The 21,912-nt window shown below is 42.8% G+C and carries 29 protein-coding genes and 1 pseudogene; 26 read left to right on the top strand and 4 right to left on the bottom strand.

Translation table 11 applies throughout. The features are described from left to right. Positions 1-59 precede the first annotated feature (59 nt). The 11 genes from OH456_RS17030 to OH456_RS16980 all read left to right on the top strand — a co-directional run bounded on the left by OH456_RS17030 (position 60) and on the right by OH456_RS16980 (position 8,643). Complete coding sequence (locus OH456_RS17030) at positions 60-2,030, top strand: heme lyase CcmF/NrfE family subunit (protein WP_270033937.1); 1,971 nt, start codon at positions 60-62, stop codon at positions 2,028-2,030. Further along, on the top strand, positions 2,020-2,436 hold the full coding sequence (locus OH456_RS17025; RefSeq protein WP_124939758.1) for a cytochrome c-type biogenesis protein: 417 nt from the start codon (positions 2,020-2,022) through the stop codon (positions 2,434-2,436). Before OH456_RS17030 ends, OH456_RS17025 begins: the two co-directional genes overlap by 11 nt. Positions 2,437-2,507: 71 nt before the next feature. Beyond that, positions 2,508-2,927, top strand: coding sequence for a GNAT family N-acetyltransferase (locus OH456_RS17020; RefSeq protein ID WP_006074218.1), 420 nt, complete (start codon positions 2,508-2,510; stop codon positions 2,925-2,927). Continuing rightward, entirely contained in the window at positions 2,920-3,408 is a 489-nt protein-coding gene (locus OH456_RS17015) for a GNAT family N-acetyltransferase (RefSeq protein WP_270033936.1), read from the top strand. The genes OH456_RS17020 and OH456_RS17015 overlap by 8 nt, the downstream gene beginning before the upstream one ends. Further along, on the top strand, positions 3,398-3,865 hold the full coding sequence (locus OH456_RS17010; RefSeq protein WP_270033935.1) for an ASCH domain-containing protein: 468 nt from the start codon (positions 3,398-3,400) through the stop codon (positions 3,863-3,865). Before OH456_RS17015 ends, OH456_RS17010 begins: the two co-directional genes overlap by 11 nt. 6 nt (positions 3,866-3,871) lie before the next feature. Beyond that, complete coding sequence (locus OH456_RS17005) at positions 3,872-4,399, top strand: GNAT family N-acetyltransferase (RefSeq protein WP_239913076.1); 528 nt, start codon at positions 3,872-3,874, stop codon at positions 4,397-4,399. A 1-nt stretch (position 4,400) separates the two neighbouring features. After that, positions 4,401-4,889 carry a GNAT family N-acetyltransferase gene (locus OH456_RS17000; protein WP_006074211.1) on the top strand — a complete coding sequence of 163 codons (489 nt, stop codon included), beginning with the start codon at positions 4,401-4,403 and terminating at the stop codon, positions 4,887-4,889. Positions 4,890-5,016: 127 nt separating this feature from the next. After that, entirely contained in the window at positions 5,017-6,918 is a 1,902-nt protein-coding gene (locus tag OH456_RS16995; RefSeq protein WP_006074209.1) for an alpha/beta fold hydrolase, read from the top strand. 46 nt (positions 6,919-6,964) lie between these two features. Continuing rightward, entirely contained in the window at positions 6,965-7,384 is a 420-nt protein-coding gene (locus OH456_RS16990; protein ID WP_006074207.1) for a DUF1801 domain-containing protein, read from the top strand. A gap of 71 nt (positions 7,385-7,455) precedes the next feature. Continuing rightward, complete coding sequence (locus OH456_RS16985) at positions 7,456-7,872, top strand: GNAT family N-acetyltransferase (protein WP_038230407.1); 417 nt, start codon at positions 7,456-7,458, stop codon at positions 7,870-7,872. Between the two features lie 24 nt (positions 7,873-7,896). Continuing rightward, entirely contained in the window at positions 7,897-8,643 is a 747-nt protein-coding gene (locus OH456_RS16980) for a phosphotransferase enzyme family protein (protein WP_062459675.1), read from the top strand. Positions 8,644-8,649: 6 nt separating this feature from the next. On the opposite strand, the gene OH456_RS16975 is transcribed toward OH456_RS16980, so the two are convergent. Then, positions 8,650-9,207, bottom strand: a complete 558-nt coding sequence (locus OH456_RS16975; RefSeq protein ID WP_062459678.1) for a hypothetical protein — start codon at positions 9,205-9,207, stop codon at positions 8,650-8,652. 328 nt (positions 9,208-9,535) lie between these two features. Here OH456_RS16975 and OH456_RS16970 point away from each other — a divergent pair, with 328 nt between their 5' ends. From OH456_RS16970 to OH456_RS16915, 12 genes and pseudogenes are all read left to right on the top strand, one after another. After that, positions 9,536-11,227 carry a mechanosensitive ion channel family protein gene (locus OH456_RS16970; protein ID WP_006074200.1) on the top strand — a complete coding sequence of 564 codons (1,692 nt, stop codon included), beginning with the start codon at positions 9,536-9,538 and terminating at the stop codon, positions 11,225-11,227. A 112-nt stretch (positions 11,228-11,339) separates the two neighbouring features. Beyond that, the gene (locus OH456_RS16965; protein WP_063606343.1) at positions 11,340-11,540 is read left to right on the top strand and encodes a hypothetical protein; all 201 of its coding nucleotides are present in this window, start codon (positions 11,340-11,342) and stop codon (positions 11,538-11,540) included. A 74-nt stretch (positions 11,541-11,614) separates the two neighbouring features. Then, the gene (locus tag OH456_RS16960) at positions 11,615-11,911 is read left to right on the top strand and encodes a Dabb family protein (protein WP_006074197.1); all 297 of its coding nucleotides are present in this window, start codon (positions 11,615-11,617) and stop codon (positions 11,909-11,911) included. A 7-nt stretch (positions 11,912-11,918) separates the two neighbouring features. Then, positions 11,919-12,332: an alternative ribosome rescue aminoacyl-tRNA hydrolase ArfB gene (gene arfB / locus OH456_RS16955; protein ID WP_270033934.1), complete on the top strand. Its 414-nt coding sequence runs from the start codon at positions 11,919-11,921 to the stop codon at positions 12,330-12,332. Between the two features lie 19 nt (positions 12,333-12,351). Continuing rightward, positions 12,352-12,813, top strand: coding sequence for a GNAT family N-acetyltransferase (locus tag OH456_RS16950; RefSeq protein WP_006074192.1), 462 nt, complete (start codon positions 12,352-12,354; stop codon positions 12,811-12,813). A 112-nt stretch (positions 12,814-12,925) separates the two neighbouring features. Then, positions 12,926-13,195, top strand: a complete 270-nt coding sequence (locus OH456_RS16945; RefSeq protein WP_268666476.1) for a hypothetical protein — start codon at positions 12,926-12,928, stop codon at positions 13,193-13,195. Between the two features lie 21 nt (positions 13,196-13,216). Continuing rightward, positions 13,217-13,630, top strand: a complete 414-nt coding sequence (locus tag OH456_RS16940; protein ID WP_412104862.1) for a GNAT family N-acetyltransferase — start codon at positions 13,217-13,219, stop codon at positions 13,628-13,630. A gap of 120 nt (positions 13,631-13,750) precedes the next feature. Then, positions 13,751-13,942, top strand: a complete 192-nt coding sequence (locus OH456_RS16935) for a CPXCG motif-containing cysteine-rich protein (protein ID WP_006074186.1) — start codon at positions 13,751-13,753, stop codon at positions 13,940-13,942. Positions 13,943-14,007: 65 nt separating this feature from the next. After that, positions 14,008-14,610, top strand: a complete 603-nt coding sequence (locus tag OH456_RS16930) for a LysE/ArgO family amino acid transporter (RefSeq protein ID WP_006074184.1) — start codon at positions 14,008-14,010, stop codon at positions 14,608-14,610. Positions 14,611-14,648: 38 nt separating this feature from the next. After that, positions 14,649-15,017, top strand: a complete 369-nt coding sequence (locus OH456_RS16925; protein WP_006074181.1) for a GFA family protein — start codon at positions 14,649-14,651, stop codon at positions 15,015-15,017. A gap of 12 nt (positions 15,018-15,029) precedes the next feature. Further along, positions 15,030-15,596, top strand: a pseudogene (locus OH456_RS16920) (GNAT family N-acetyltransferase); the annotation flags it as partial. After that, positions 15,582-16,070 carry an HAD family hydrolase gene (locus tag OH456_RS16915; RefSeq protein WP_373682907.1) on the top strand — a complete coding sequence of 163 codons (489 nt, stop codon included), beginning with the start codon at positions 15,582-15,584 and terminating at the stop codon, positions 16,068-16,070. The pseudogene OH456_RS16920 and the gene OH456_RS16915, both read left to right, overlap by 15 nt. Before the next feature lie 4 nt (positions 16,071-16,074). On the opposite strand, the gene OH456_RS16910 is transcribed toward OH456_RS16915, so the two are convergent. After that, the gene (locus OH456_RS16910) at positions 16,075-16,941 is read right to left on the bottom strand and encodes a fructosamine kinase family protein (RefSeq protein WP_270033933.1); all 867 of its coding nucleotides are present in this window, start codon (positions 16,939-16,941) and stop codon (positions 16,075-16,077) included. 178 nt (positions 16,942-17,119) lie between these two features. Here OH456_RS16910 and OH456_RS16905 point away from each other — a divergent pair, with 178 nt between their 5' ends. Continuing rightward, positions 17,120-17,464: a DUF3802 family protein gene (locus OH456_RS16905; protein ID WP_006074176.1), complete on the top strand. Its 345-nt coding sequence runs from the start codon at positions 17,120-17,122 to the stop codon at positions 17,462-17,464. Positions 17,465-17,527: 63 nt separating this feature from the next. On the opposite strand, the gene OH456_RS16900 is transcribed toward OH456_RS16905, so the two are convergent. Beyond that, positions 17,528-17,998 (bottom strand): NlpC/P60 family protein, encoded by a 471-nt coding sequence (locus tag OH456_RS16900; RefSeq protein ID WP_006074175.1) that lies wholly within the window; start codon positions 17,996-17,998, stop codon positions 17,528-17,530. A 145-nt stretch (positions 17,999-18,143) separates the two neighbouring features. Here OH456_RS16900 and OH456_RS16895 point away from each other — a divergent pair, with 145 nt between their 5' ends. After that, positions 18,144-20,183: a methyl-accepting chemotaxis protein gene (locus tag OH456_RS16895; protein WP_270033931.1), complete on the top strand. Its 2,040-nt coding sequence runs from the start codon at positions 18,144-18,146 to the stop codon at positions 20,181-20,183. A 2-nt stretch (positions 20,184-20,185) separates the two neighbouring features. On the opposite strand, the gene OH456_RS16890 is transcribed toward OH456_RS16895, so the two are convergent. Then, complete coding sequence (locus tag OH456_RS16890; RefSeq protein WP_062459740.1) at positions 20,186-20,998, bottom strand: sterol desaturase family protein; 813 nt, start codon at positions 20,996-20,998, stop codon at positions 20,186-20,188. A gap of 68 nt (positions 20,999-21,066) precedes the next feature. Here OH456_RS16890 and OH456_RS16885 point away from each other — a divergent pair, with 68 nt between their 5' ends. Next, positions 21,067-21,813 (top strand): tRNA-uridine aminocarboxypropyltransferase, encoded by a 747-nt coding sequence (locus OH456_RS16885; RefSeq protein ID WP_172427886.1) that lies wholly within the window; start codon positions 21,067-21,069, stop codon positions 21,811-21,813. The last annotated feature ends 99 nt before the right edge of the window (positions 21,814-21,912 follow it).

Below are 21,912 nucleotides of genomic sequence, written 5' to 3'. Positions count from 1 at the left end.
AGTGTGTTTTAGAAGAGTAATAGAGTCGTTTTCACTCTTGGCAACAACATAGAGGTTACATGATCGGGTACATTGGATTATTCACTTTGATAGTCGTTGCTGTCACGAGTAGTTTAGCGAGCATGAGCGGAGTCGTCTCCTATCGACTGCTGCTGCAACACAGACTGCACCTAGATAAAGTAGTGCAGTTACTGACATTACTAAGCATGCTATTTGCGGTTGCTGCTATCGTGGTACTTGCTGTCGCCTTCGCTGTTGATGATTACTCAATAAAATACGTTTCAGACAATTCAAACAGTCAACTTCATCTTGGTTACAAGATTGCTGCTACCTGGGGTGGCCATCAGGGATCGATGCTATTCTGGGTGGTGACGCTGTCACTTTGGGGTGCGGCTCTTTCTTTCGTTCAAGACTCTGTCAGGCGACATGCTATGTGGTTAATGCAGCTTATCGTCGCCATATTTGCTTGGTTTACATTGCTTGCGTCTAATCCATTTGAATTAAATGCCGTAATACCAACTCAAGGCAGAGACTTAAACCCCATGCTTCAAGACATTGGTCTTATCATTCACCCGCCATTGTTGTACGTCGGCTATGTCGGGTTTGCATCGGTATTAGCGCTAGCCTTGGGTTCACTGTTTACTTCGTCTTTGGGAACTTCGGCCAGTTCAACCCAGTGGGTGGTAAGCGCAAGAGTGTGCGCCGTAGTTGCGTGGCTATTTTTGACTGCGGGTATCGCTGTCGGCTCTTGGTGGGCGTATTACGAACTCGGTTGGGGAGGCTGGTGGTTCTGGGATCCTGTGGAGAATGCCTCATTGCTACCTTGGTTAACCAGTTGCGCGCTAATACACACTATGATGCTTGCTAAACACCGTCAGTTGGTGTTCTGGACCTATTCTCTTGCATTCATTACGTTCTGCTTGAGTATCCTAGGCACCTTTATTGTTCGCTCAGGCGTATTGACTTCTGTTCATGCATTTGCGGTCGACCCAACCAAAGGTTTCAGTTTGTTGGCGATCTTAACCATCATCTTTGTTCTGGCTTTTGTTTCTTTGATATTACGTTCGGATAGCCTTCATTCTAAGGCTATCACTGACATTCGAACCAAACCTTTTCTGATACTTATTGCTGCAAACCTCTTTACGTTGGCGACTATGGTTGTGGTATTTGGTACGTTTTATCCTATGGTGTATGAACTTTTGGGCTTAGGCAATATTTCTGTGGGTGCGCCATATTTCAATTTGTTGTTTGGTCCACTCTCAATTTTTGCTTTATTTGTCATGGGTTTTGTACCGTTTTGTCGGTGGAAATCTGATGAGAAACGAGTGCTTACCCCACTCATGGCGGTCTTGTTTGTTGCCAGTTTAATCGCCGCATTTGCCGTCGTATTGTATTACTCACAACATAACGCACATGTTGGTGCAGAGTGGTCGTTTTGGGCATTTATGACGGTCTGGGGCAGTGTGTGGGTGATGCTGTCTCATCTGCGGCTATTGCACAGTCATAAGATGAATCGTGGCCTGTATGCAGTAATATTGGCACATGTTGGAATTGCGGTGGCCGCATTTGGCTCTGCGATGAATGCTGAGTATTCGTATGAAATGACAAGAAAGCTAGGACCGGGTTCTAGTGTAGAGTTTGGTGATTTTAACGTGCGCTATCTTGATACCCACCTCTATGTTGCTCGCTCGTTCAGTTCAGAACAAGCCGAGATTGAAATTACTCCACTATCGAATCCTTCAAAAATACAACGTGCTTATCCTGAGAAGAGGCACTATCCCGTACGCGTGATGAACATGACAGAGCCTTCTATGACGCCAAAATGGGATGGCGATATATACATATCATTGGGTGATAAAGTGGATGCTGAGCACTACGCGGTTCGCATCCAGTTTAAAGCTTTTGTGCGATGGATATGGTTTGGGGCGTTGTTGGTTTGTTTATCTGGAGTTTGGATGCTCTTGTCTCAGTTATTCTCTATTAAGCGTGTGCAATGTGAAAATAGTGTAGGAGACACTAATGTTGTTTAGGAATATCGTAATCACTGGCTTCCTCTTATTATGTTCAATCCTAGCGCCAGTTGTTCATAGCTCGGAGAGCCAATTCGTGGAACTGTTTGAATTTGATTCACCCAAGCAGCAAAAACAAGCGATAGAACTGGCTAAAACACTACGTTGCCCGATGTGTCAAAATCAGAACTTAATTGAGTCAAATTCTCCGGTCGCGAAAGACATTCGTCTAAAAGTGTTCGAATTAATCAAACAAGGGAAAACAAACCAAGAAGTGAAGGACTTTATGGTTGCTCGTTACGGTGAACATGTTCTTTATCGACCATCCATGAGTCGTCACAATGCGTTGCTATGGGGAGCGCCTATCGTGTTTGCACTGGGGCTTGTCGTGGTTATCTTTGTTAATGTAAAACGAAAGTCTCAATAATATCTAGTTGATCTTTCAACGGTAATTGTATATTCCTTTAACCCTATTGGTACAAGTAGGGACGGTTGTACATGTCATATTTCATTTCCTCGGACAAACGTTTATTAGATATTCCTCTCATCCATAGAGAGTTAGCTAACAGCTATTGGGCTAAAGGCATTCCTCTCGACGTGGTCGAAAAATCCATCGAACATTCTCTTTGTTTTGGTGTGTATACCGCTTCTAACGAGCAAGTTGGCTTCGCTCGAATGATAACTGATAGAGCGACGTTTGCTTATTTAAGTGATGTATTTGTAGTTGAAAAAGCAAAAGGAGAGGGGTTGGGTAAGCAACTCATTAAAGCCATTGACGAACACCCAGAGCTGCAAGGGTTAAGACGTATCATGCTCGCGACAAGCGACGCTCATGGATTGTATCGGCAGTTTGGTTATCAAGAGGTTAGTAACCCGCAAATCTTAATGCAAAAATGGAATCCTGCGATATATGACTAAATCTGCTGTCACGTTCGACACTATCTCTGAACACCCTGAGTTTAAGGCTACCATTGTTGATTGGTATTATCATCAGTGGGGGAAAAGAGATCCTAACAATTCACTTGAAAGCTATACGACCAAGCTTGATGATTTACTCGCGAATGGCGGCATCCCTGTTAGTGTCGTCGGTGTGCAAGATGGTGAATTGGTTGCGACCGCACACTTGAGACTAAATGAAATTCCAAGTTTCGAGAATTACGAGTTTTGGTTGGGTGGCGTTTATGTGCATCCATCGCGTCGAGCGTCAGGGGTAGCCTCGCAGTTAGTGAAGCAAATGATAGCAGAAGCCAAACAGCTCGGTATCGAGACACTCTACCTTCAAACAGAGAACCTGACAGGTGGGCTCTACGCCAAACTAGGGTGGGAGAAACTGCATCAACTCAATAATAAGGGTGTTGAAGTCATCGTCATGGCAAAGGAGTTAAGCAGTGACGCCTAAACAGCAAACATTTCTAAACCAGTACTTAGAACAGTTAACTACCTCAGAGCGAGCAAGCATAAAAGATGTGATTGCCGAGCATTTTTGTGGCGATGAATACAATGCCAACCAATGCGCGAAGCTAATTAATGAAGGTATTAAAACCGCTTCATGTAGCCTAAAAGCGGGGTATGAGATTGAGCAAGAACCATTGCCTCAAGTTGGGCGGTTGTCTGTTGTTTTGGACTGGGACCAAAATCCTATATGTATCATCAAATTGACATCGGTTGAGGTTTGTCCGTTTAATCAGGTATCTGAAACGTTTGCTTATGCGGAAGGCGAAGGAGACAGGACCTATCAATGGTGGAAGCAAGCGCATCTACGTTTCTTTGAATGGTACGCGAACGAACTGAACATCACATTTAGTGAGTATGATGACTTGGTGCTTGAGCGTTTTGAAAAAGTGTTTCCGAGGTAATTAACCATGCTTACTTTAGAGACACCTCGATTGCAGCTGAGACAAATTGGTCGTAGTGACTTCGAGCTTTTCCGGCTATTACACCAAGATCCAGAGATTATCCGTTTGTGTTTTGATGCCCCTTCGATGGACGAAATTAAACAACGATTCGAAGAGCGACTACCGGTTTGGCAGCCAGGTAGCGATCAGTGGTTATGCATGACAATTGTGTTAAAAAGTAATCAAGCTAAAGTCGGTGTTACAGGGTTCAAGGTATCAAATCGCGTTGCAGAAGTCGGTTACCTCATGCTCACCGAATTTCAAGGGATGGGTATTGCTACAGAGTCGCTAAAATGCGTTCTAGATTGGGGAATATCGCAACTCGACGTCTCAAAGTTTAATGCTGTCGTAACGCAAGGTAATCATGGCTCCGAACGAGTGCTAGAGAAATGTGGATTCCACATTAAAGCGATAGAGAAAGAGGCGTATGTTATCGGAGGAAAAACGTTCGACGATATTATTTATCAGCGAAATGTCACGAAGAGAGGAGAGTAAAGTGATAAGAAATGTTCAAGAGACAGACAGTATAGCTATTGCTAGGATCTACAATCATTATATTGCTCATTCGACATGTACGTTTGAGGAACACCCTGTAACCGATGCAGACATGGCTGAGCGTATTCGCGTTGTTGTTGATTCCGCCCTACCTTGGTTGGTGTATGAGCATCAAGGACAAGTGGTTGGCTATTGTTATGCAAAAAGATGGAATGCACGCAGTGCTTACCGATTTACAGTTGAGTCCTCTGTGTATGTTGACCATGAAACACCAATAAAAGGTGTAGGTTCCAGATTATACGATGCACTGTTTAACGACTTACAGACACGTGGTGTTAAGAATATTATGAGCGTTATCACCTTACCAAATGACGCCAGCGTAAAGTTTCATGACAAGATGGGAATGCAGCAGGTCGGTCATTTTAAGCAAATCGGATTTAAGTTTGAGCAGTGGTTGGATGTGGGCTATTGGCAAAAGGTTTTAGATTGATTAACGCCCTATAAGTTTTCTTGAATTTATTTTGGTACTGTCCCCATATTATCCTTAGTTCACACTTTTTTTAGGCAACACATTCTGAACTGAGTGATTTTAGCGTTTAATAGATTTTGGAATCATCATGGGCAAGCGATACATCATAAGCAGCAAACATCACGACAACTTTATGTTGCGCCAACAACATGTAGATAAAATAGCCTTGGTGACCGAAGGTGGAGGGCAACGAGGAATCTTTACCGCAGGTGTTCTTGACGCTTTTTTACGTGCCGACTTCAATCCATTTGATTTGCTTATTGGTACGTCCGCTGGTTCGTTGAATCTCGCTTCCTATATCTGTGGACACCAAGGTCATGCCTATAAAGTCATAGCTGAAGCAACTCGCCATCCCGAGTTTTTCAAGCTCACTAAATACCTCTTAAGCGGCGAGGGGTTGGATTTAGACTTTTTGGTCGATAGTGCGGAAGTCAATATTCCACTGAATTGGGATAAAGGCTCGGACCTGTTGAAGACTAAACAGGTTATAGCGGTCGCCACACATGCTCAAAAGCTGACCTCAGAGTGCTTTGATGTCACGGTTGATAACTGGAAAAATGTGCTAAGGGCGTCATGTGCTATTCCAGCATTGCATAAAAACCCCGTTGTGTTTGATGATGCACGGTGGCTGGATGGTGGTGTTTCAGCTCCAATCCCGGTAGAGGAGGCTTATCGTCGAGGCTACAAACATATTGTGGTCGTTCGTACTATGCCTATCGATTTTGACGACCATCATCCGCTGTTGGAAGCGATTTTAAAACGAGCGCCAACTAAAACGATGAGTGAACTATCAGCAATTCTTATCAAGCATGAGGAAAGCTATCGTAAAACACAGCGTTTTCTCGCATCACCACCTGATGACGTTAACATTTACGAAATCTCGCCGGCAATAAATCTTAAGTCTTCAGTTATTGGCAGTACTAAAAAACAACTTGATGCGGATTATATGCATGGTGTGCGTTTAGGACGCTTATTTGTGGAAAGTGTTGGCAGAAAACTCGATATTCCCTATACACCATATAAACGGCATAAAATCGTGACATCAGAATTTGCCAATGATGATGCTTATCACCAAAAAATCGATGAGGTTTGGGAGAATCGAACTCGCGGTCATTTTAAAGGCGCGATGGATTGCGATATTGCTTGGGTGAATGTCAACCCACAAAACCTGAATCGAGCGTTGGTTTTAGTACAAGGCCGCAATGAGTCGTGTTGGAAATATAAAGAGTTAATGTATGAACTCAGCCAGCATTTTAGTGTTTACTCTTTTGATCATCGAGGGCAAGGTGAGTCAGAACGATTGGTTGAAAATAGCGAGTTGGGTCATATTGATCAGTTTGTCCATTATGTGGATGATTTAGCGCAGTTTGTCGAGAATGTGGTTCGCAACAAAGACAGCGATGAAGTGATGATGTTGGCGCACTCAATGGGCGGAGCGATTGCGACGCAATTTATTGCAAAATACCCTGACACGATTAAAGCGTGTGCGTTGACGAGTCCAATGTTTGGAATCAAGCTACCTAAGGTGGTAGGTGGCATACAAACCGCAACGATTAAGATGATCAGTCAGCTGCAGAAAACGCCGCACTTTGCACCCAAGCAAACTGCGTTTGTAACCAAAACGTTTGAAGGAAATGATCATACAAGTAGTCCAACGCGTTTTAAAGCATACAGTGATCTATTGAATAATCACCCCAAACTAAGACTTGGTGGAGTGAGCCCCAAGTGGATTACGGAAGCGATGGCTGCGGGTAAAACATGTATTTCCCAAGCGAAAAACATCAAAACGCCAATCTTAATTATTCAACCAGAAGGTGACAATGTCGTTTCCCTATCGGCACAAGATTCGTTTAATGAAAAGTGTACGAGCTCTCGACTATTGACCATACCTCACGCAAGGCACGATGTGCTCATTGAAGCGGATCGCTATCGAGATTGGGCATTGAAACACATTATGAATTTTTATGACCACAAGCATAAATTCATGTAGTTCGCGCAATGTGAGAACACGCGGGACCATCTGATAAGGAATAACGATGACCACGCTAAAAACTCGTCCCACAACAGAAGACCCCAGTGCTTTTATTGAATCAGTTAAGAATGAGCAAAGAAGGAGAGATGCTGAGACTTTGCTCACAATGTTTACCAAAGTGACTGGGCGACAACCTGTTATGTGGGGAGAAAGCATTATCGGCTTTGGCGAATACCGTTACACTAACACTCGTGGAACGTATTCTTGGATGATGACGGGCTTTTCGCCACGGAAACAGAACTTGACCCTTTATATCATGCAAGGCTTTGACAATCTCCAATCCGAACTGGAGAAACTTGGCCAGTTCAGAACGGCAAAGTCATGTCTTTACATAAATAACCTATCAAAAATCGACCTGAAAGCTTTAGAGTTACTGCTTGTAAAAGCAGTAGCAGAAATGGAGTCTAAATATCCTTGTACCTGAAAGCAGGCTCTAGACAAAAAGAATGACCTGAGTAAAAAGGAGTAACTCAAGTGAGCGTAACTTTCCGCGAGATGCAAATCGCCGACTACGATAACGTGATGACTTTGTGGCGGCAAACTGATCATATGGTGATTCGAGAGGCGGATAACCGCGATAACATCATTGCTTATCTAGATAAAAATCCGAATATGAGTTTTGTGGCCATCCTACATGGAGAAGTAGTGGGTGCTGTGTTAGCAGGAACAGATGGGAGGCGTGGCTACCTGCAGCATTTGGCGGTTGCATCCCAGCATCGTGGAAAACGAATAGGTAAAACATTGGTGGAGAAAGTAACGGACTCTTTTGCTCAAATTGGTATCGAGAAAACGCACTTATTTGTTAAAGCTGACAACGAGGCAGCACAAGAGTTTTATCGTTCTATGGGGTGGGAAGTGCGAAAAGAAGTCAAAATGTATTCATTCAATGCCTCTGCAAACGTCGATATTTAATTTTAACCTTAATGAGTGAAACCAATGAGCCCCATTGTAGTAAAGACCGACACGGTTATCAGGCCTGCAAGTCCATGGTCTCGTTCTGTACATATTTTCCTTAAGTTTTTAGAGCAGCAAGGCATCCATTACGTTCCTAAAGTACTCGCTCTGGATAACGATAATGAGACACTTTCATTGGTAAAAGGCAAAACATTTAACTATCCGTTACTTGAGGAAATAGCCAGTCTACAGGCACTGGAAACAGCGGCGAGACTGCAAAGGCGGCTTCATGACGCGAGTGTTGGATTTATTGAGCAGTATGATGTCGCACGTTTAGATTGGATGCTGAGCTCAGACACCGAATCTGAAGTTATGTGTCATGGGGACTTTGCACCCTACAACGTGGCATTAGAGGCGAATAATGTCGTCGGGGTATTTGATTTTGATACCGTTCATCCAGGCTCAAGGTTGTGGGATTTATCGTATTCTGTCTATTGCTGGGCACCTTTCAAAACCAACTCGGTAGATAAACTCGGTGATATCGTTCAACAAGTACGTCGGGCAAAAGCATATCTGGATGCGTATGAAATAGATACAGTAAGCCGGTTTAAATTGGTTGAAACGATGGTGTCTCGTTTAAGGTATCTCGCCAGCTTTATGGAAGACAAGGCCAATGAGGGGGATCAAGGTATGCAGCAATGCATAGAGGAAGGTCATAGGCGCAGCTACCTCAACGATATTGATTATCTGCTACGCAACTATGATGAGATTACTCGTGGCATTCGATAGGCTTGTCTAGTCAGTAAGTGACTGGTTAACTTTAGCGCGAATAACTCTGGCTGTGACAGTTGCTGACGCTCCGCCGTCAGACAACACATGCAGAGTGAACTCGGGGTTCATATCACCAGAAGAACCTTGTGCTGCGGCGCTGCCTGCAGAGGCTTCCGCTCCAATTTCAAATTTCCATTCACCGTCTTTCCAATCATCGACCAACTCTTGTGTGTTTAGAAGAATCAATACTTTGTATGAACGTGCACCCCAGCCAGCACCGAAATCAAGTCGTTTAACCGTAAAGTAGATATGTGGCTCAGCACCTTTTATTACCATAACACCTTCGCCGCCGCCGACACCCACAACAGGGACTTTGGTCACTTTCATGTTTGCAACACCGTACGCTAATGCTTCATTCATTTGAGCTTGCAAGTGTGGTTCTTTTTTTAGTAACTCCGATATGGTGGTTTGCGCCATAGTGTCGAGTTCATTCCGCTCGGCTAATTTTTGCTGTTCACTCAATGACGAACATCCACTGGCGATGAGAATAATAGCTAGGAATAATAATCGGCGAAACTTCATGTTACATCCTCATCTAAATGTGATGAATTGAATCGAACTAATCTGTGGCACGCATAATAGGGTAGAACACTAGGTGATAACAATGGCCGTCAGGTAAAATCATGGCATTTTATAATATGAGAAGGATAAAGCGCATTGACCTCGAATCACATAGGCGTGTTGTCAGAATCTACCTAAGCATAGTCGATAGTTTTCATACAGATGACACCGAAGACTATGGTAAGGGTGATCATGTCATCAATCTCTATCTAGAGATGCGTGTACAAATGGTTTTATGACCTATCATTAAAGCAATTAATCTAAACTTAACACCTTCAGGGAGTTGTGAATGAGTGTTTGTTTCCCTCAATTTTTAAAGACTAATGCTATTGCAGTATTTGTTGTATTCGTAATGTCGATGATGAGTGGCATTGCCTTAGCTCAAGATGATACTCCTACTAGGGTACCGCCTCCAAAGGCTCAAGTAGCTTTAGACAAAATTAACGCGGAGATAAGAGATCTTTCGGAATCACTCAAAGCTTCTAGTGGAGATCAAAAAGACGCTATTCAATTCCGCCTCTTCAATAAAAACAATGAGCTAAGAGATGTCATCGGTAGCGCGGTTGAATCTAATGATTTACCAAAAGATATGCTCATTGAACAGGTACGGTTCCAGCAAAAATATACAGAAGGCGCGAAAACTTATCTAGAAGATAAGTTAAAAACGGTTGGAGAGCAGTTCAATAGCGCTAAAGCTGAGAATAAATTGTCCATTTTAAATACTTATAGTGAAGTTCAAGACTATTTGAACGCCACCTTTAATGCGGCATGGCAAAACCTGATGTGGCTGAACAAACTTGGAGTTCAGGATGAGAGTGGTGAAGCGCAGTTTGAAGTACTAGTCGCGAAAAACCTGAGGTTAACGTCAGCGTCGATTGAATATTTCAACCAACAGGTGGAGGCGATCAATTCTCAGTTGGCATCGGCGCCAGAAGGAGACAAAGCTGCACTTCAAACTAGTCAGTTAGTGCTTAAGCAGCGTATTGGCATTGAAACAGAAAGTCTTCGTAATTTGATCGTTCTAGGTGATGACGTTGGTTTAGAAACGTCTGAATATAAAAGACAAGTATTCTCTGTAACTGGGAATATCACTCAAGACATTTTAGATTCAAAAGTGTTGATTTCGCTGTTGAGTTATTGGTGGAGTGCCGCCGTTGATTGGCTAGGCGATAACGCACCACAGCAACTATTCCAAGTGTTTATTTTCATTCTTATTCTTTTTGTTACACGCGCCGTTGTAAAACTGGTACGCAAGATTGTGACAAAAGCAGTTCATAACAAGAACTTGAAGCTCTCTCACTTGATGCAGAACTTCTTTGTGTCTATGTCGGGAAATATTGTTTGGATTATCGGTATCATGGTTGGGCTGTCACAGATAGGGCTGAATTTAGCGCCTATCTTGACGGGTTTCGGTATCGCAGGTGTGATTATTGGTTTTGCGCTACAAGATACATTATCTAACTTCGCAGCGGGTATGATGCTTCTTATCTACCGCCCATTTGATGTTGGTGATTTTGTTTTTGCTGGTGGTGTAGATGGTAAGGTAAGTCATATGAGTTTGGTCAATACCACGATTCGCACCTTTGATAACCAAATTATCATTGTTCCTAACAGTAAGATCTGGGGAGACGTTATCAAAAACGTTACTCACGAGCGTACTCGTCGAGTAGATATGGTGTTTGGTATTGGTTATGGAGATGACTTGCTCAAAGCTGAATCTGTTTTACATGAGATTATCGAGGCTCACCCTGCGGTTCTTAAATCACCAGAGCCTAACATTCGAGTTCATACACTGAATACCTCATCAGTAGACTTCATCGTTCGACCATGGGTAAAAACAGATGATTACTGGGATGTGTATTGGGATGTGACTAAAGAGGTTAAATTACGCTTTGATAAAGAGGGCATTTCTATACCTTTCCCTCAACAAGACGTGCATTTACATATGGTGGATAAATTGAAGTCTGAGTCTAACGCTTAGTATCAACACAATTATTCATTGATAGGGCTCTAATTTCATAAATTAGAGCCTTTTTATTATCTGTAATATTAGTTATTAAATAAGTTGAATATAAAAGCTCAGAGGTACGATTATGACGGAAGAAAATACAAAGAATAGCGAAGTGACAGTCGTAGACATCAAAATGCCATTTCTATCTATGGTGATATTTATGGTCAAGTTCGCCATCGCATCAATACCAGCTATGATCATCCTTGGGTTGATATTTAGCCTCTTTGGTATGATATTTGGTGGCATTTTTAGCGGCTTTCATGGCGGAATGGGGCACTACTAAAATGTCCTTGTCTAGTCACTGTGGTTGAATTTCTGTAGTATCGAGTGATTGATTCGCTAAGTAGAACTTTAGTAATGATTAGACATATCTTGTTGATTCGATTCAACGAAAAAGCAACAGAGCAAAGCATTAACGAACTTATGGCTTTGTTTGAGGCTATGCCCAAAAAAATAGCAGGAGTGGAAGCGGTAGAGTGGGGTGTGAACGATAGCCCAGAAGGTAAAAATAAATCCTATACGCACAGCGTAATGATGACATTCAAGGATGAAAATGGTCGACAGAACTATCTGCCTCACCCCGAACATGATGCTCTAAAATCGGTGTTCAGACCGATTTTAGACGACATTATCGTATTCGATTACTCAGTTTAAATTCAGCATGTTACAGGTTTCTAATACGGTAACGTTGGCAGATTGGGAAATCGAGCTAAATGCAATTCGTTCGATGGGGAGCGGTGGTCAGAATGTTAACAAGGTTTCCTCTGCTATCCATCTACGTTTTGATATTAGACGCTCGACACTACCCGCTATATATAAAGAACGTTTGCTTGCAAGCAACGACTCTAGAATCTCTAAGGAAGGTGTCATTGTGATTAAAGCGCAATCACATCGTACTCAAGAGAAAAACCGGGAAGACGCACTTGCGAGGCTAGCTGATTTGATTCGGTCAGTGATGGTCGTGCAAAAGAAACGTCGTGCAACAAAGCCAACTCGTTCATCGCAAATAAGACGCGTGGATAATAAGAAGAAGCAAGGGCAGAAGAAGTCCCTACGTGGAAAGCCAATATTGTAAATCTAGTTAAGGAAAGAAAGTGAAAATAATTAAGGATGATTTGACAGGTCCAGAAATAAAAGCCCTTTTACAAGCTCATTTGGATGACATGTACGCGACTTCTCCTCCAGAAAGTGTTCATGCTCTTGATATTGATGCTCTTCGTCAGCCAGAGATTACGTTCTGGACTGCATGGTTTGAAGATGATTTGGCAGGATGTATAGCCTTAAAAACCATTGAGTCGGGACATGGTGAAATAAAATCGATGCGCACGACAGAGAGTGCTCGTGGCAAGGGAGTAGCAAGAAAACTGCTTGCTCATCTAACCAGTAAGGCCTCAGAAAACGGCTTGACGCGACTGAGTTTAGAGACAGGAACCGAAGCATTTTTCGAACCAGCAAGAAACCTATATCAAAGAGATGGCTTTGTAGAGTGTGAACCATTTGCTAGCTACTCGCTTGACCCTAATAGCGTGTTTATGACGAAATCGCTGACAAGATGAGCATGATCGGATTGAAAGAAGCCTTTTGAATATGGGCTCTCTATTTCGCTTCGTTTTCATAGCGAATATAAGTTCAGGGATTGTGGTCTGCATAGCTGGCTTCATTTTCCCCATGTTGAAAACATCCGAACTTTCTGATTTCTCATTTTACGTCGCTATCGTGTTATGGGGCGTGGCTGGTTTGTCTTGGGATGGCGGAAGAATAAGCCGAACCTATGACGTCGATGTTGTATCACAAAAGATGAGAGCAATGGTTAAAGAGCATAATCTTGAAGCTGAAAAACATAAGCACTATCGACAAAACTACTCTTTTGGTTTTTCTTTATTTGTTGCAGGCGTTTTCCCTCTGCTAATTTCCGCAACTCTCGCTTGGTTAAATTAAAAAGTAGGTAATAATAACGTGGTGAAAATATCTTTAGTTGAACTCGAACAGGTCCTACCTATTCGTCAGCAAGTTCTGTGGCCCGATTTACCAATAGAGAGCTCGCTGGTAGAAGGAGATAACCGAGCGATACATATCGGTGCATTTGTGGATGATAAGTTGGTCTGTGTTGCTTCGATATTTATCGATGGTAATCAAGGTAGGTTACGTAAATTTGCAACGCTTCCAGATTACCAAGGTCAGGGTATTGGCTCACAGGTCATCGAGTTTGTCTTGAACATGCTTGAAAGACAAAATATTGAGGTGTTTTGGTGCGATGCGAGGGAGTCTGCGCTGGATTTCTATAAAAGATTTGGAATGGTTATTGAAGGGCACATCTTTTACAAAAAAGGCGTGGCATACAAAAAGGCGTCGTTAGTTTTATCAACGCCATGATATGAGTAGCAGCACTGCGTTAGTATTGAACACCTTAGCGACAAATATCTTTGACTGCCATATTTGAGTATCTCTTTTGGCGATTCTACACTGTGATAAAACCTACCATGGGTGTAATCGATGGAAGCATTAAAAGAGTGGCGAGTAAACTGCCCGTATTGTGGAGAGGCTTTTGAAACATCAATCGACTGTTCCGTTGATGAGCAAGAGTATATTGAAGACTGTTATGTATGTTGTCGACCAATCTTGTTTGAGGTCACATTAGACAGTGATGATGTGTTTGTAACAGTAAGACACGAGAACGAAACATAGCTTGAAATTCAATTAATTACGCGTTACAAGATAACCTCTCCTCGATAAAGGATTGTGAGGTTTACTTGGATGTAACGACTTTTTTGACAGGCTTTTCCTTGGGTCTGTCGTTGATACTTGCAATTGGTGCTCAAAATGCGTTTGTTCTAAAACAAGGGCTAAAGAAACACTATGTATTTGCCGTGTGTTCTGTATGTGCAGTTTCTGATGCCATTCTCATTTCTGCGGGTGTCGGCGGCTTCGGTGTCATTATTGAGCGGTTTCCGCAAATCGAAATAGTAGCTCGTTATGCGGGGGCTGCTTTTCTTACTGTATACGGGATCCAAAGCTTGCGTTCTGCTTTCAACAGCAAACATCAACTCGACCCTGAAGGGGATTCAAGTGCAAGTTTGCTAAAAACCATTCTGATTTGTTTAGCGCTAACTTGGCTAAACCCACATGTCTATCTAGATACCGTTGTTTTGCTAGGCTCTATTTCTACCCAATATGCTCCGAATCAGTTCTCTTTCGGGCTCGGTGCCGTGATGGCTTCCTTCGTGTTCTTTTTCTCCTTGGGGTATGGTGCTCGACTGCTAACGCCTATCTTTCATAAACCAATATCATGGAAAGTATTGGAGCTCTTTGTTGGTGCTATTATGTTATCCATCGCCCTTAGCTTGGTTTTGTAACCTAGCTAGATATCGTTAGTTTAAATAGGGAAGAAATAATGTCTCACCATAACGCGCAATGTCATTGCGGAAATATAACTCTCAGTTTTGCAAACTGGCCGGCGAATTTAACAAGTTGCAACTGCTCTGTATGTCGTCGTTATGGGACATTATGGGGCTATTATGAGCCTGATTCGGTGACAGTTTCAGTTTTACGTCAACCTACAACGGCGTATCAATGGGGTGATGGTTTTATCGACTTTCACCACTGTCCAGAATGCGGATGCGTGACGCATTACACTTCAACGGATAAATCGCCAACCCAGAAAGTTGCTATCAATTTCAAAATGGTGACCCCAGAAAAGATAAGTACCATACACATTCGCTATTTTGATGGTGCAGATAGTTGGAAGTATCTTAATGATTAGATAAGGATTTCGATGAATAATACCAAACTAAGGTTTCAGGATATTACCTTACGCAAGACGTCAGCCGAAGATCTAGAACCGCTTTATCAACTTATGACGGCTGACGAAGAGTGGACGAAATACAACGGCCCTTACTTCGGTTATGTTCGGCCAACACTATCCGAATTTAAGCAGCAACAGTTCCAAAAGTTCCTAGATGGTAACACAGGCTTGGTTATAGATTATTTGGGGCGAGCAATAGGCAGTGTTAGCTACTATTGGGAAGATGAAAACACGCGTTGGCTTGAAGCTGGTGTGGCCATTTACGACTCATCACTTTGGGGTAGGGGCATCGGGTTGAAAGCGCTGATTCCATGGGTGGAGCATCTTTTTGCAACATTGGAGATCGAGCGAGTAGGCTTTACTACTTGGTCTGGAAACCCTGGAATGATGCGATGTGCCGAGAAGCTTGGAATGACGCAAGAGGCAAGGCTGCGCAAAGTTCGCTATTACCTAGGTGAGTACTTTGATTCGATAAAGTACGGTGTCTTGCGTGAAGAGTGGCAAGAGCTCTACAAGCGTTGGTTGAGTCGAGACCGAGTGTACTTGTTTGACTGGGGTGACACTCTAATGGTCGATGACCCTACACAAACTGGAAAAATGTGTGATTGGTCAAATGTTGAAGTAGTTTCTGGTGCCGTAGAGTTGTTGTCAGCGCTTTCTAAGCAGTATCCTATTTATGTTGCGACCAATGCACAAGATTCTAATGAAATCGATATAAAACAGGCATTTGAACGTGGTGGTTTAGCTCAATACATCACAGGCTACTTCTGTTTTAACAATCTTGGTGTTTCTAAAAATCACCCAGAATTCTATCGGCTCATCGCAGGCAAGTTAGGTATCCCGGCAAACAAGTTGACGATGACCGGCGATCAAAGGGACAAGGACATAGCACCCGCTAAATCCGTTGGCTTAGTCACCAACTGGCTTAATTCGAGTGGTGTGTCCGACCCGTATGATGTTGGCTTCGCCTCGTTGCTTGAGATATTAGATAAAGAGGTGAAGGTCGAGTAAACCTCTAAGAGGCTTGAATCGTTGAGATTAGCTCTTCAGCTTGGTCGAGGTAGCTGCCCCCAAAAAGGTTGCAGTGATTGAGCACATGATAGAGATTATAGATGTGCTTTCTATACTCGAACATAGGCTCAATGGGCAGTACGCTTTCATAACCGTCATAAAATTCCTGCCTGAAACCACCAAAGAGTTCTGTCATAGCAAGATCGCACTCTCGATCTCCCCAATAACTGGCGGGATCATAACAAATAGGCCCAAAGGCTGAGTTAGCCACATTGCCGTTCCAAAGGTCGCCATGCAGCAAAGAAGGTTTAGGGTTATGGCCAGAGAGCTGCTCGTTGATAAGGGAGACAAACTGGTCGATATCGGTAAAGCTGATTTGTTTCTCTTTAAGTAGCTGTAGTTGCCAGCCTATACGTTGTTCAGAGAAAAAGCGGGACCATTTTTTATGCCACTGATTGGGTTGTAACGTAGCACCAATATAGTTGTCATGATCAAAGCCAAATTCTGCTTGTTCACCCCATTTGTGCAGTTTTGCTAACTCAATTCCAAACTGATGACTGGCAGTACTCACGTCTAAAGGTTTGACAGGGATGTAATTAAGAATGATGAACGCGCATTCTTTAGTTTTGCTAATTAACACCACCTCGGGTACATGAACCGTATTAGTGTCACGGAGCGCTTTGAGGTTATCCGCCTCAATCTCAAATTTAGCAAGGAAGTCTTTGTGATTGGTTTTCACGAAGTAACGCTGATCACCATCGCTAATCATATAGCATTGGTTAATATCGCCACCGCTCATTTTGACACGTTCTTTGATAGAAAAGTTGAACATGAGTGCATCGGATAGCTGATCTGAAATCGCTTGCCACATAAGTTACTCCCGTCTGCCAATCTATGGCTAGTGTAGAACAATATTGACTACATAACATACTGCCAGCGCACAGAATCATTGACGTGCAGCGCGATTTTTCGTACTAGTTCTTACAAACGTGAACTAGGTTTGCTATGTTTAAGTTCTTGTCATTTAAACAATTGCTAGGAGTTCAGTCGTGGTTGTAGATACTGACGGCTATCAGGCATTAATCGAACATCTCGCCATGAATCTTGATGTATTCACTTCAACTTCTGGAGATACGGGCGAAGAAACAATAGAAGATGTGTCCACGGACATGGTCGCGTCCAACATTATGGTGTTGTTTGAACAAAACCCAGAACTTCATTCAAGTGTGCGATTTAAGTTGCTAAAAGAAGTAGATTTAGTGATTCAAGACTTAGAAGAAGTATTGGCTGGAGTTTGGAACAAGCCGGCCACCAATGAGCAGGTTGCATTTCTTGAAGAGTATATAGCGCTAGTCAAAAATCTATTTGATACTGCTGTCGCAATATATGATTAAAGAAATTAAAAAAGGATCGTTCCCTCTCAGGATATTTTATTTCTTTGAGAGGGAGGCATTCTATTACTGAATATTTCTAAAATGCCAAAATGTTGATGCCCAATAAGGATTGTCGAGTCGAGAAAGGACCACACCTTTAGATGTTGAGGCATGCATAAATGTATTCCCACCTAAATAAATACCTACGTGTCTAGTTTTTCTTCCCGTTTTAAAAAACACTAAATCTCCGCTTTGAGCATTATTGTAAGCTACTTTGTGACCTATTTTAACTTGCTGCGCAGTGGTTCTGGGTAAGCTAACAGCATAAGCATCTTGATAGACAGCCTGTACAAATGCCGAGCAATCGACTCCAGAATAATTGGTGCCACCAAGTCGATAAGGAACGCCTTGCCATTTCTTGTATTCAGCTAAAAATGGTGCATTTTCAGCACTTCTATAATTAACTTGTGTGTGTGGTGCTTGGCTTGGTTGGCTTGAACAAGCCGTCAATAATGCCACTATACCGTATGGAATCAATAATTTAACAATTTTCATCTGTCACACTGCTTACATTTATGTGTAATAAATATGTCATTAACGGCCTCTACCATTTCCGAATAATTTTATACCAAATTAACGGTTTGTACTATTTATCCGCAAAATTTGGTCGCAATTTTACGATTGATGCAACGGAATCGCTATGACATCGTCAACACAACGAAAACGTCCAACCTCAATAATTCACTCACTCAGCGCAATATTCGTTTTAATCTGTATCTTCTTTATTGCTCTAAGTTGGCTAAGTTCAAGTGGATTAACACAAGTAAAACATCAATTCGATAATTTATCGGATCGCGTACTTCCTCTGGCAATGAATAATGCAGCCTTAACACAAGATACGTTGGAACAAGTAAAGTTACTGAACTATGGAAGCCAGTTATCTTCTGAGGCAGAGTTAAATGCTATCCAGGAACGTATCGCGCTGCTGACTAGCCTTAGTGAAACCCGGGTCAATAGTCTGTTCGAGATTGCAAAAAAGATAGATAGTGCCGTGACTCAAGATCAAAGAGCTCAACTCAGGGAAAAAATAGCTGAATTGCAATCCGTTACTGAGTCCGTATTGGCGTTTCAGTCTCAACTCATTGCAATGAAAGGTCGTATAGATAAGCAAGTGACGGGATTCCGTTATGGGTTAAGTTCTATTGGCCCTGAAATGAATCGTATTAGCCTAATTCTGTCTCAAGACAATCCATTGTCTTCAGATGCGGCGAGTCGATTTATTGCGAGTGCTAGCTCAATGGAGAGCACGTTCTTAGTCATGATGATGCAAGAAGAACTGAGTAAAGCGAAAAGTGAATATCGTGAAATGCGTAATCGAATCGCTGGAATCAACCTAGCATTTGCAGACTTCTCTGATTGGCACCCTGAAGTCAAAGAGTTTGCCAGTCTTATTGCACCATATGAAATGGTTCAGGACGGATTTAAACAAAGTGGTGTACTAAGTCAAATACTCGACAGGCTAGAAGTGGTTGAAAAGCAAAAAGTGGAGTTGGAACGTGCTGTTGTGATAGCCGATGACACGGTACAACTCCTACAGCAAATCTCTGATACTGCCTCGACACTAATAAAAGATAGTCAATCCGTAGTGAATCATACCCTTGATACAACCTCACAATGGTTAATTGCTGCTACAACATTTCTAATTGCAACAATTGTCGTAATCTTCTTCTCTCTGCGTCGATGGATAAATCGACCTTTAAAGAACATCATCTCTCAATTGAAAGGGCTCACAGAATACGAACTAACGGGCAAAGTGATGCTAGCGGGGCCTGCTGAAATGCAAGATATCGCCAGAAAGTTGAACCAAGTTATCGACTCGACTCATGATTCGATTGAGGTGGTAACGAGAAACTGCGAAACACTCTATCAAACGGCGGAGATAAGTCACGGTGCGGCAGAGGAAACTCGTCTGAGTTTGCGTTCACAAAACGCCTCCCTAGATAGCATGGTGACAACGGTTACAGAACTGGAAGCATCGATTAAGGAGATAGCTCAAGTGACGACTGCGTCGTTTAACGATTCTCAACAAGCGGATAGTTATGCCAACCTTGGTTTGGAAGCGGTATCTGACAACCAAGAACGACTTCATATGTTGGATACGACGTTAGGCAACAATGAAGCGTCAATGACTGAGCTAGATGGCAAAGTGAAGCAGATACAAGAGATGGTGGATATGATCAGTGGGATTGCAGATAACACTAATCTATTAGCATTAAATGCGGCTATTGAAGCTGCAAGGGCTGGCGAGAAGGGCAGAGGCTTTGCTGTTGTGGCGGACGAAGTTCGTAAACTCGCCAGTGATACTTCTGCACAAACCACAAACATTCGACAAATGATGTCGGAGCTCATCCAAGCAGCCCAAGACTCACGTCAATCGGTTGTCGAGTCACGCAAAGAAATGTCTTTTGCTTTGGAATCCAGCGAGCGAGTAAAAACGTCTTTTACTGACATCGCCCATTCAGTGAATCAGATACGTAACAGGGTAGAGCAAGTTTCTGTGGCTACTGAACAACAAGAGCGTGCCACGGCAGACGTGGGCCGCTCAATCGTTCAGGTTACTGAGCAAGGTGAACATTCGAGCATGCAGTTGGAGTCCATGGTAGAAAGTGCTGAGCAAGTAGCGGAAATTGCGGGCCACCAGCAATCGATGTTACATAAATATCAATTGAACCAAGCTTAGTTCTACTGAGAATGGCTAGCGTCGTTCTCATCGTTCCTAAAAGGTTGGGTAAGCAGTTTGTCCAACCTTTGTTCTTTTGGCTCGACAAAGGCTGGAATACCGATTACCACGCCATCATGCCCCAACTTAGGTTGAGCACGATAAGTTCCAAACCAGATGTCCCAGATGGATAGAAAGAAGCCAAAGTTGGAATGAGTTTCTTTGACGATTTCCGAGTGATGAACACGGTGAAAATCCGGTGTCACGATAACTTTTCTCAGCAAGGCATCAAACTTCAAAGGCAACTTGCCGTTGCTATGGTTAAACATCGCACTGGCATTGAGTACAATTTCAAAAATAAGCACTGCGATTGGAGGTACGCCTAAGGCAATCACGATCACTATTTTTATCCACATGGAGAGGATGATTTCAATAGGGTGGAATCGAGAACCTGTGGTGACGTCGATATCCCGATCAGCGTGATGCATTCTATGCAATCGCCAAAGGATTGGAACGCGATGAAAGACTATATGTTGAAAGTAGATTGCTGCATCCAACAGCACTACGCAAAGTGGGGCAATTAACCATGAGCTCACTTCGAACTGGTTAAAAAGCCCAATACTATGTTTCTGAGCAAAGAGTGCAGCTTCTATGGCAAGAAGTGGCATGACTAAGGCGAGAATTAGAGAGTTAAGGCCAACTAGGCTGAGATTGTTAATCCAACGCAAACGTCGTGTCCTTGTACGTTGTTTTCTAGGTACACACCATTCCCACACCGCACAAATTATGAGTACAGAGAGAAAGATCGACAATCGAATAGAGTCACTGTGTTCCATTGAATAGGGTTTCCTTTTACTTACAAAGTGTACCAGAGTAGAATCCCGCCACCTTTCGCTAGAATACCATGAAAATGAGACGTCACGCCTTCCATAAAATGTACGATGAGCGCCTAGCCGCGGCAACTAAACCATTTAATGCTCGTGGAGCGAAAGTCATACGTTGTAAAAGCTGCCAAATTGCGCAACAGTATTGTATTTGTGAGTACCAGCCAAAACCGAGCAATGACTTTGCAGTATTGCTGTTGGTTTCTGATGCGGAAATTCTGAAGCCAAGTAATACAGGCCGCCTGATACTTGATACGGTCGAAGAAGGTTATGCGTTTCCTTGGCATCGAACTGAAACTCAACCAGAACTCCTTGCACTGCTAAAAGATGAGACCTATCAACCCGTCATAATCTTTCCAGAAGATTATGTTGATGATAAAAAGCGTTTAATCGACCAAAACCAGTTCGAAGTAGAGGGAACTAAGAAACTCTTGTTTATCCTTTTGGATGGCAGTTGGCGTGAGGCTAGACGTATGTTTAGAAAGTCACCATATCTCAATCAGTTCCCTGTGTGTTCGATTAAGCCTGATGCTTTGTCTAACTATATGATGCGAAAGTCAGAGAACGAAGATCATCTTGCTACCGCAGAAGTTGCGAGTATTGTCTTTGAGCAATTCGGGTCATTACGTCATTCGATGATATTGAGAGAATGGTTCGCTGTTTTCCGCGAAAGTTACATGTTGAGCAAAACGCGTCTCTCTCCAGATTTGTCGCGACCAGCACTGAATAATTTCATAGGTCTAATAAAAAACGAGAACTCGCTCTAAAGTTCCAGTTCTAATGTGATGGCTTGTTGAACAAGCAGTTCGAACAAGGGCATAAATCCGCTCTGCGTCACGGTTTGAGGGGGTAGGGATATGGATAAT

The organism is Vibrio sp. La 4.2.2, from assembly GCF_027586995.1.
GTDB classification, from domain to species: domain Bacteria; phylum Pseudomonadota; class Gammaproteobacteria; order Enterobacterales; family Vibrionaceae; genus Vibrio; species Vibrio mediterranei.
The sequence above is the reverse complement of the archived record's forward strand: the minus strand, read 5'-3'. Positions and strand labels throughout refer to the sequence as shown.

Bases quoted from the DNA above. Each gene is read 5' to 3' on its own strand.
- OH456_RS17015 (WP_270033936.1), top strand. From the start codon at position 2,920: ATGACTAAATCTGCTGTCACGTTCGACACTATCTCTGAACACCCTGAG.
- OH456_RS16995 (WP_006074209.1), top strand. From the start codon at position 5,017: ATGGGCAAGCGATACATCATAAGCAGCAAACATCACGACAACTTTATG.
- OH456_RS16965 (WP_063606343.1), top strand. From the start codon at position 11,340: ATGACGGAAGAAAATACAAAGAATAGCGAAGTGACAGTCGTAGACATC.
- arfB (WP_270033934.1), top strand. From the start codon at position 11,919: ATGTTACAGGTTTCTAATACGGTAACGTTGGCAGATTGGGAAATCGAG.
- OH456_RS17020 (WP_006074218.1), top strand. From the start codon at position 2,508: ATGTCATATTTCATTTCCTCGGACAAACGTTTATTAGATATTCCTCTC.
- OH456_RS16910 (WP_270033933.1), bottom strand. From the start codon at position 16,941: ATGTGGCAAGCGATTTCAGATCAGCTATCCGATGCACTCATGTTCAAC.
- OH456_RS16945 (WP_268666476.1), top strand. From the start codon at position 12,926: ATGTTGAAAACATCCGAACTTTCTGATTTCTCATTTTACGTCGCTATC.
- OH456_RS16935 (WP_006074186.1), top strand. From the start codon at position 13,751: ATGGAAGCATTAAAAGAGTGGCGAGTAAACTGCCCGTATTGTGGAGAG.
- OH456_RS16890 (WP_062459740.1), bottom strand. From the start codon at position 20,998: ATGGAACACAGTGACTCTATTCGATTGTCGATCTTTCTCTCTGTACTC.
- OH456_RS16900 (WP_006074175.1), bottom strand. From the start codon at position 17,998: ATGAAAATTGTTAAATTATTGATTCCATACGGTATAGTGGCATTATTG.
- OH456_RS16975 (WP_062459678.1), bottom strand. From the start codon at position 9,207: ATGAAGTTTCGCCGATTATTATTCCTAGCTATTATTCTCATCGCCAGT.
- OH456_RS17025 (WP_124939758.1), top strand. From the start codon at position 2,020: ATGTTGTTTAGGAATATCGTAATCACTGGCTTCCTCTTATTATGTTCA.
- OH456_RS16885 (WP_172427886.1), top strand. From the start codon at position 21,067: ATGAAAATGAGACGTCACGCCTTCCATAAAATGTACGATGAGCGCCTA.
- OH456_RS16960 (WP_006074197.1), top strand. From the start codon at position 11,615: ATGATTAGACATATCTTGTTGATTCGATTCAACGAAAAAGCAACAGAG.
- OH456_RS17005 (WP_239913076.1), top strand. From the start codon at position 3,872: ATGCTTACTTTAGAGACACCTCGATTGCAGCTGAGACAAATTGGTCGT.
- OH456_RS16990 (WP_006074207.1), top strand. From the start codon at position 6,965: ATGACCACGCTAAAAACTCGTCCCACAACAGAAGACCCCAGTGCTTTT.
- OH456_RS16925 (WP_006074181.1), top strand. From the start codon at position 14,649: ATGTCTCACCATAACGCGCAATGTCATTGCGGAAATATAACTCTCAGT.
- OH456_RS16985 (WP_038230407.1), top strand. From the start codon at position 7,456: ATGCAAATCGCCGACTACGATAACGTGATGACTTTGTGGCGGCAAACT.
- OH456_RS16895 (WP_270033931.1), top strand. From the start codon at position 18,144: ATGACATCGTCAACACAACGAAAACGTCCAACCTCAATAATTCACTCA.
- OH456_RS17030 (WP_270033937.1), top strand. From the start codon at position 60: ATGATCGGGTACATTGGATTATTCACTTTGATAGTCGTTGCTGTCACG.
- OH456_RS16980 (WP_062459675.1), top strand. From the start codon at position 7,897: ATGAGCCCCATTGTAGTAAAGACCGACACGGTTATCAGGCCTGCAAGT.
- OH456_RS16970 (WP_006074200.1), top strand. From the start codon at position 9,536: ATGAGTGTTTGTTTCCCTCAATTTTTAAAGACTAATGCTATTGCAGTA.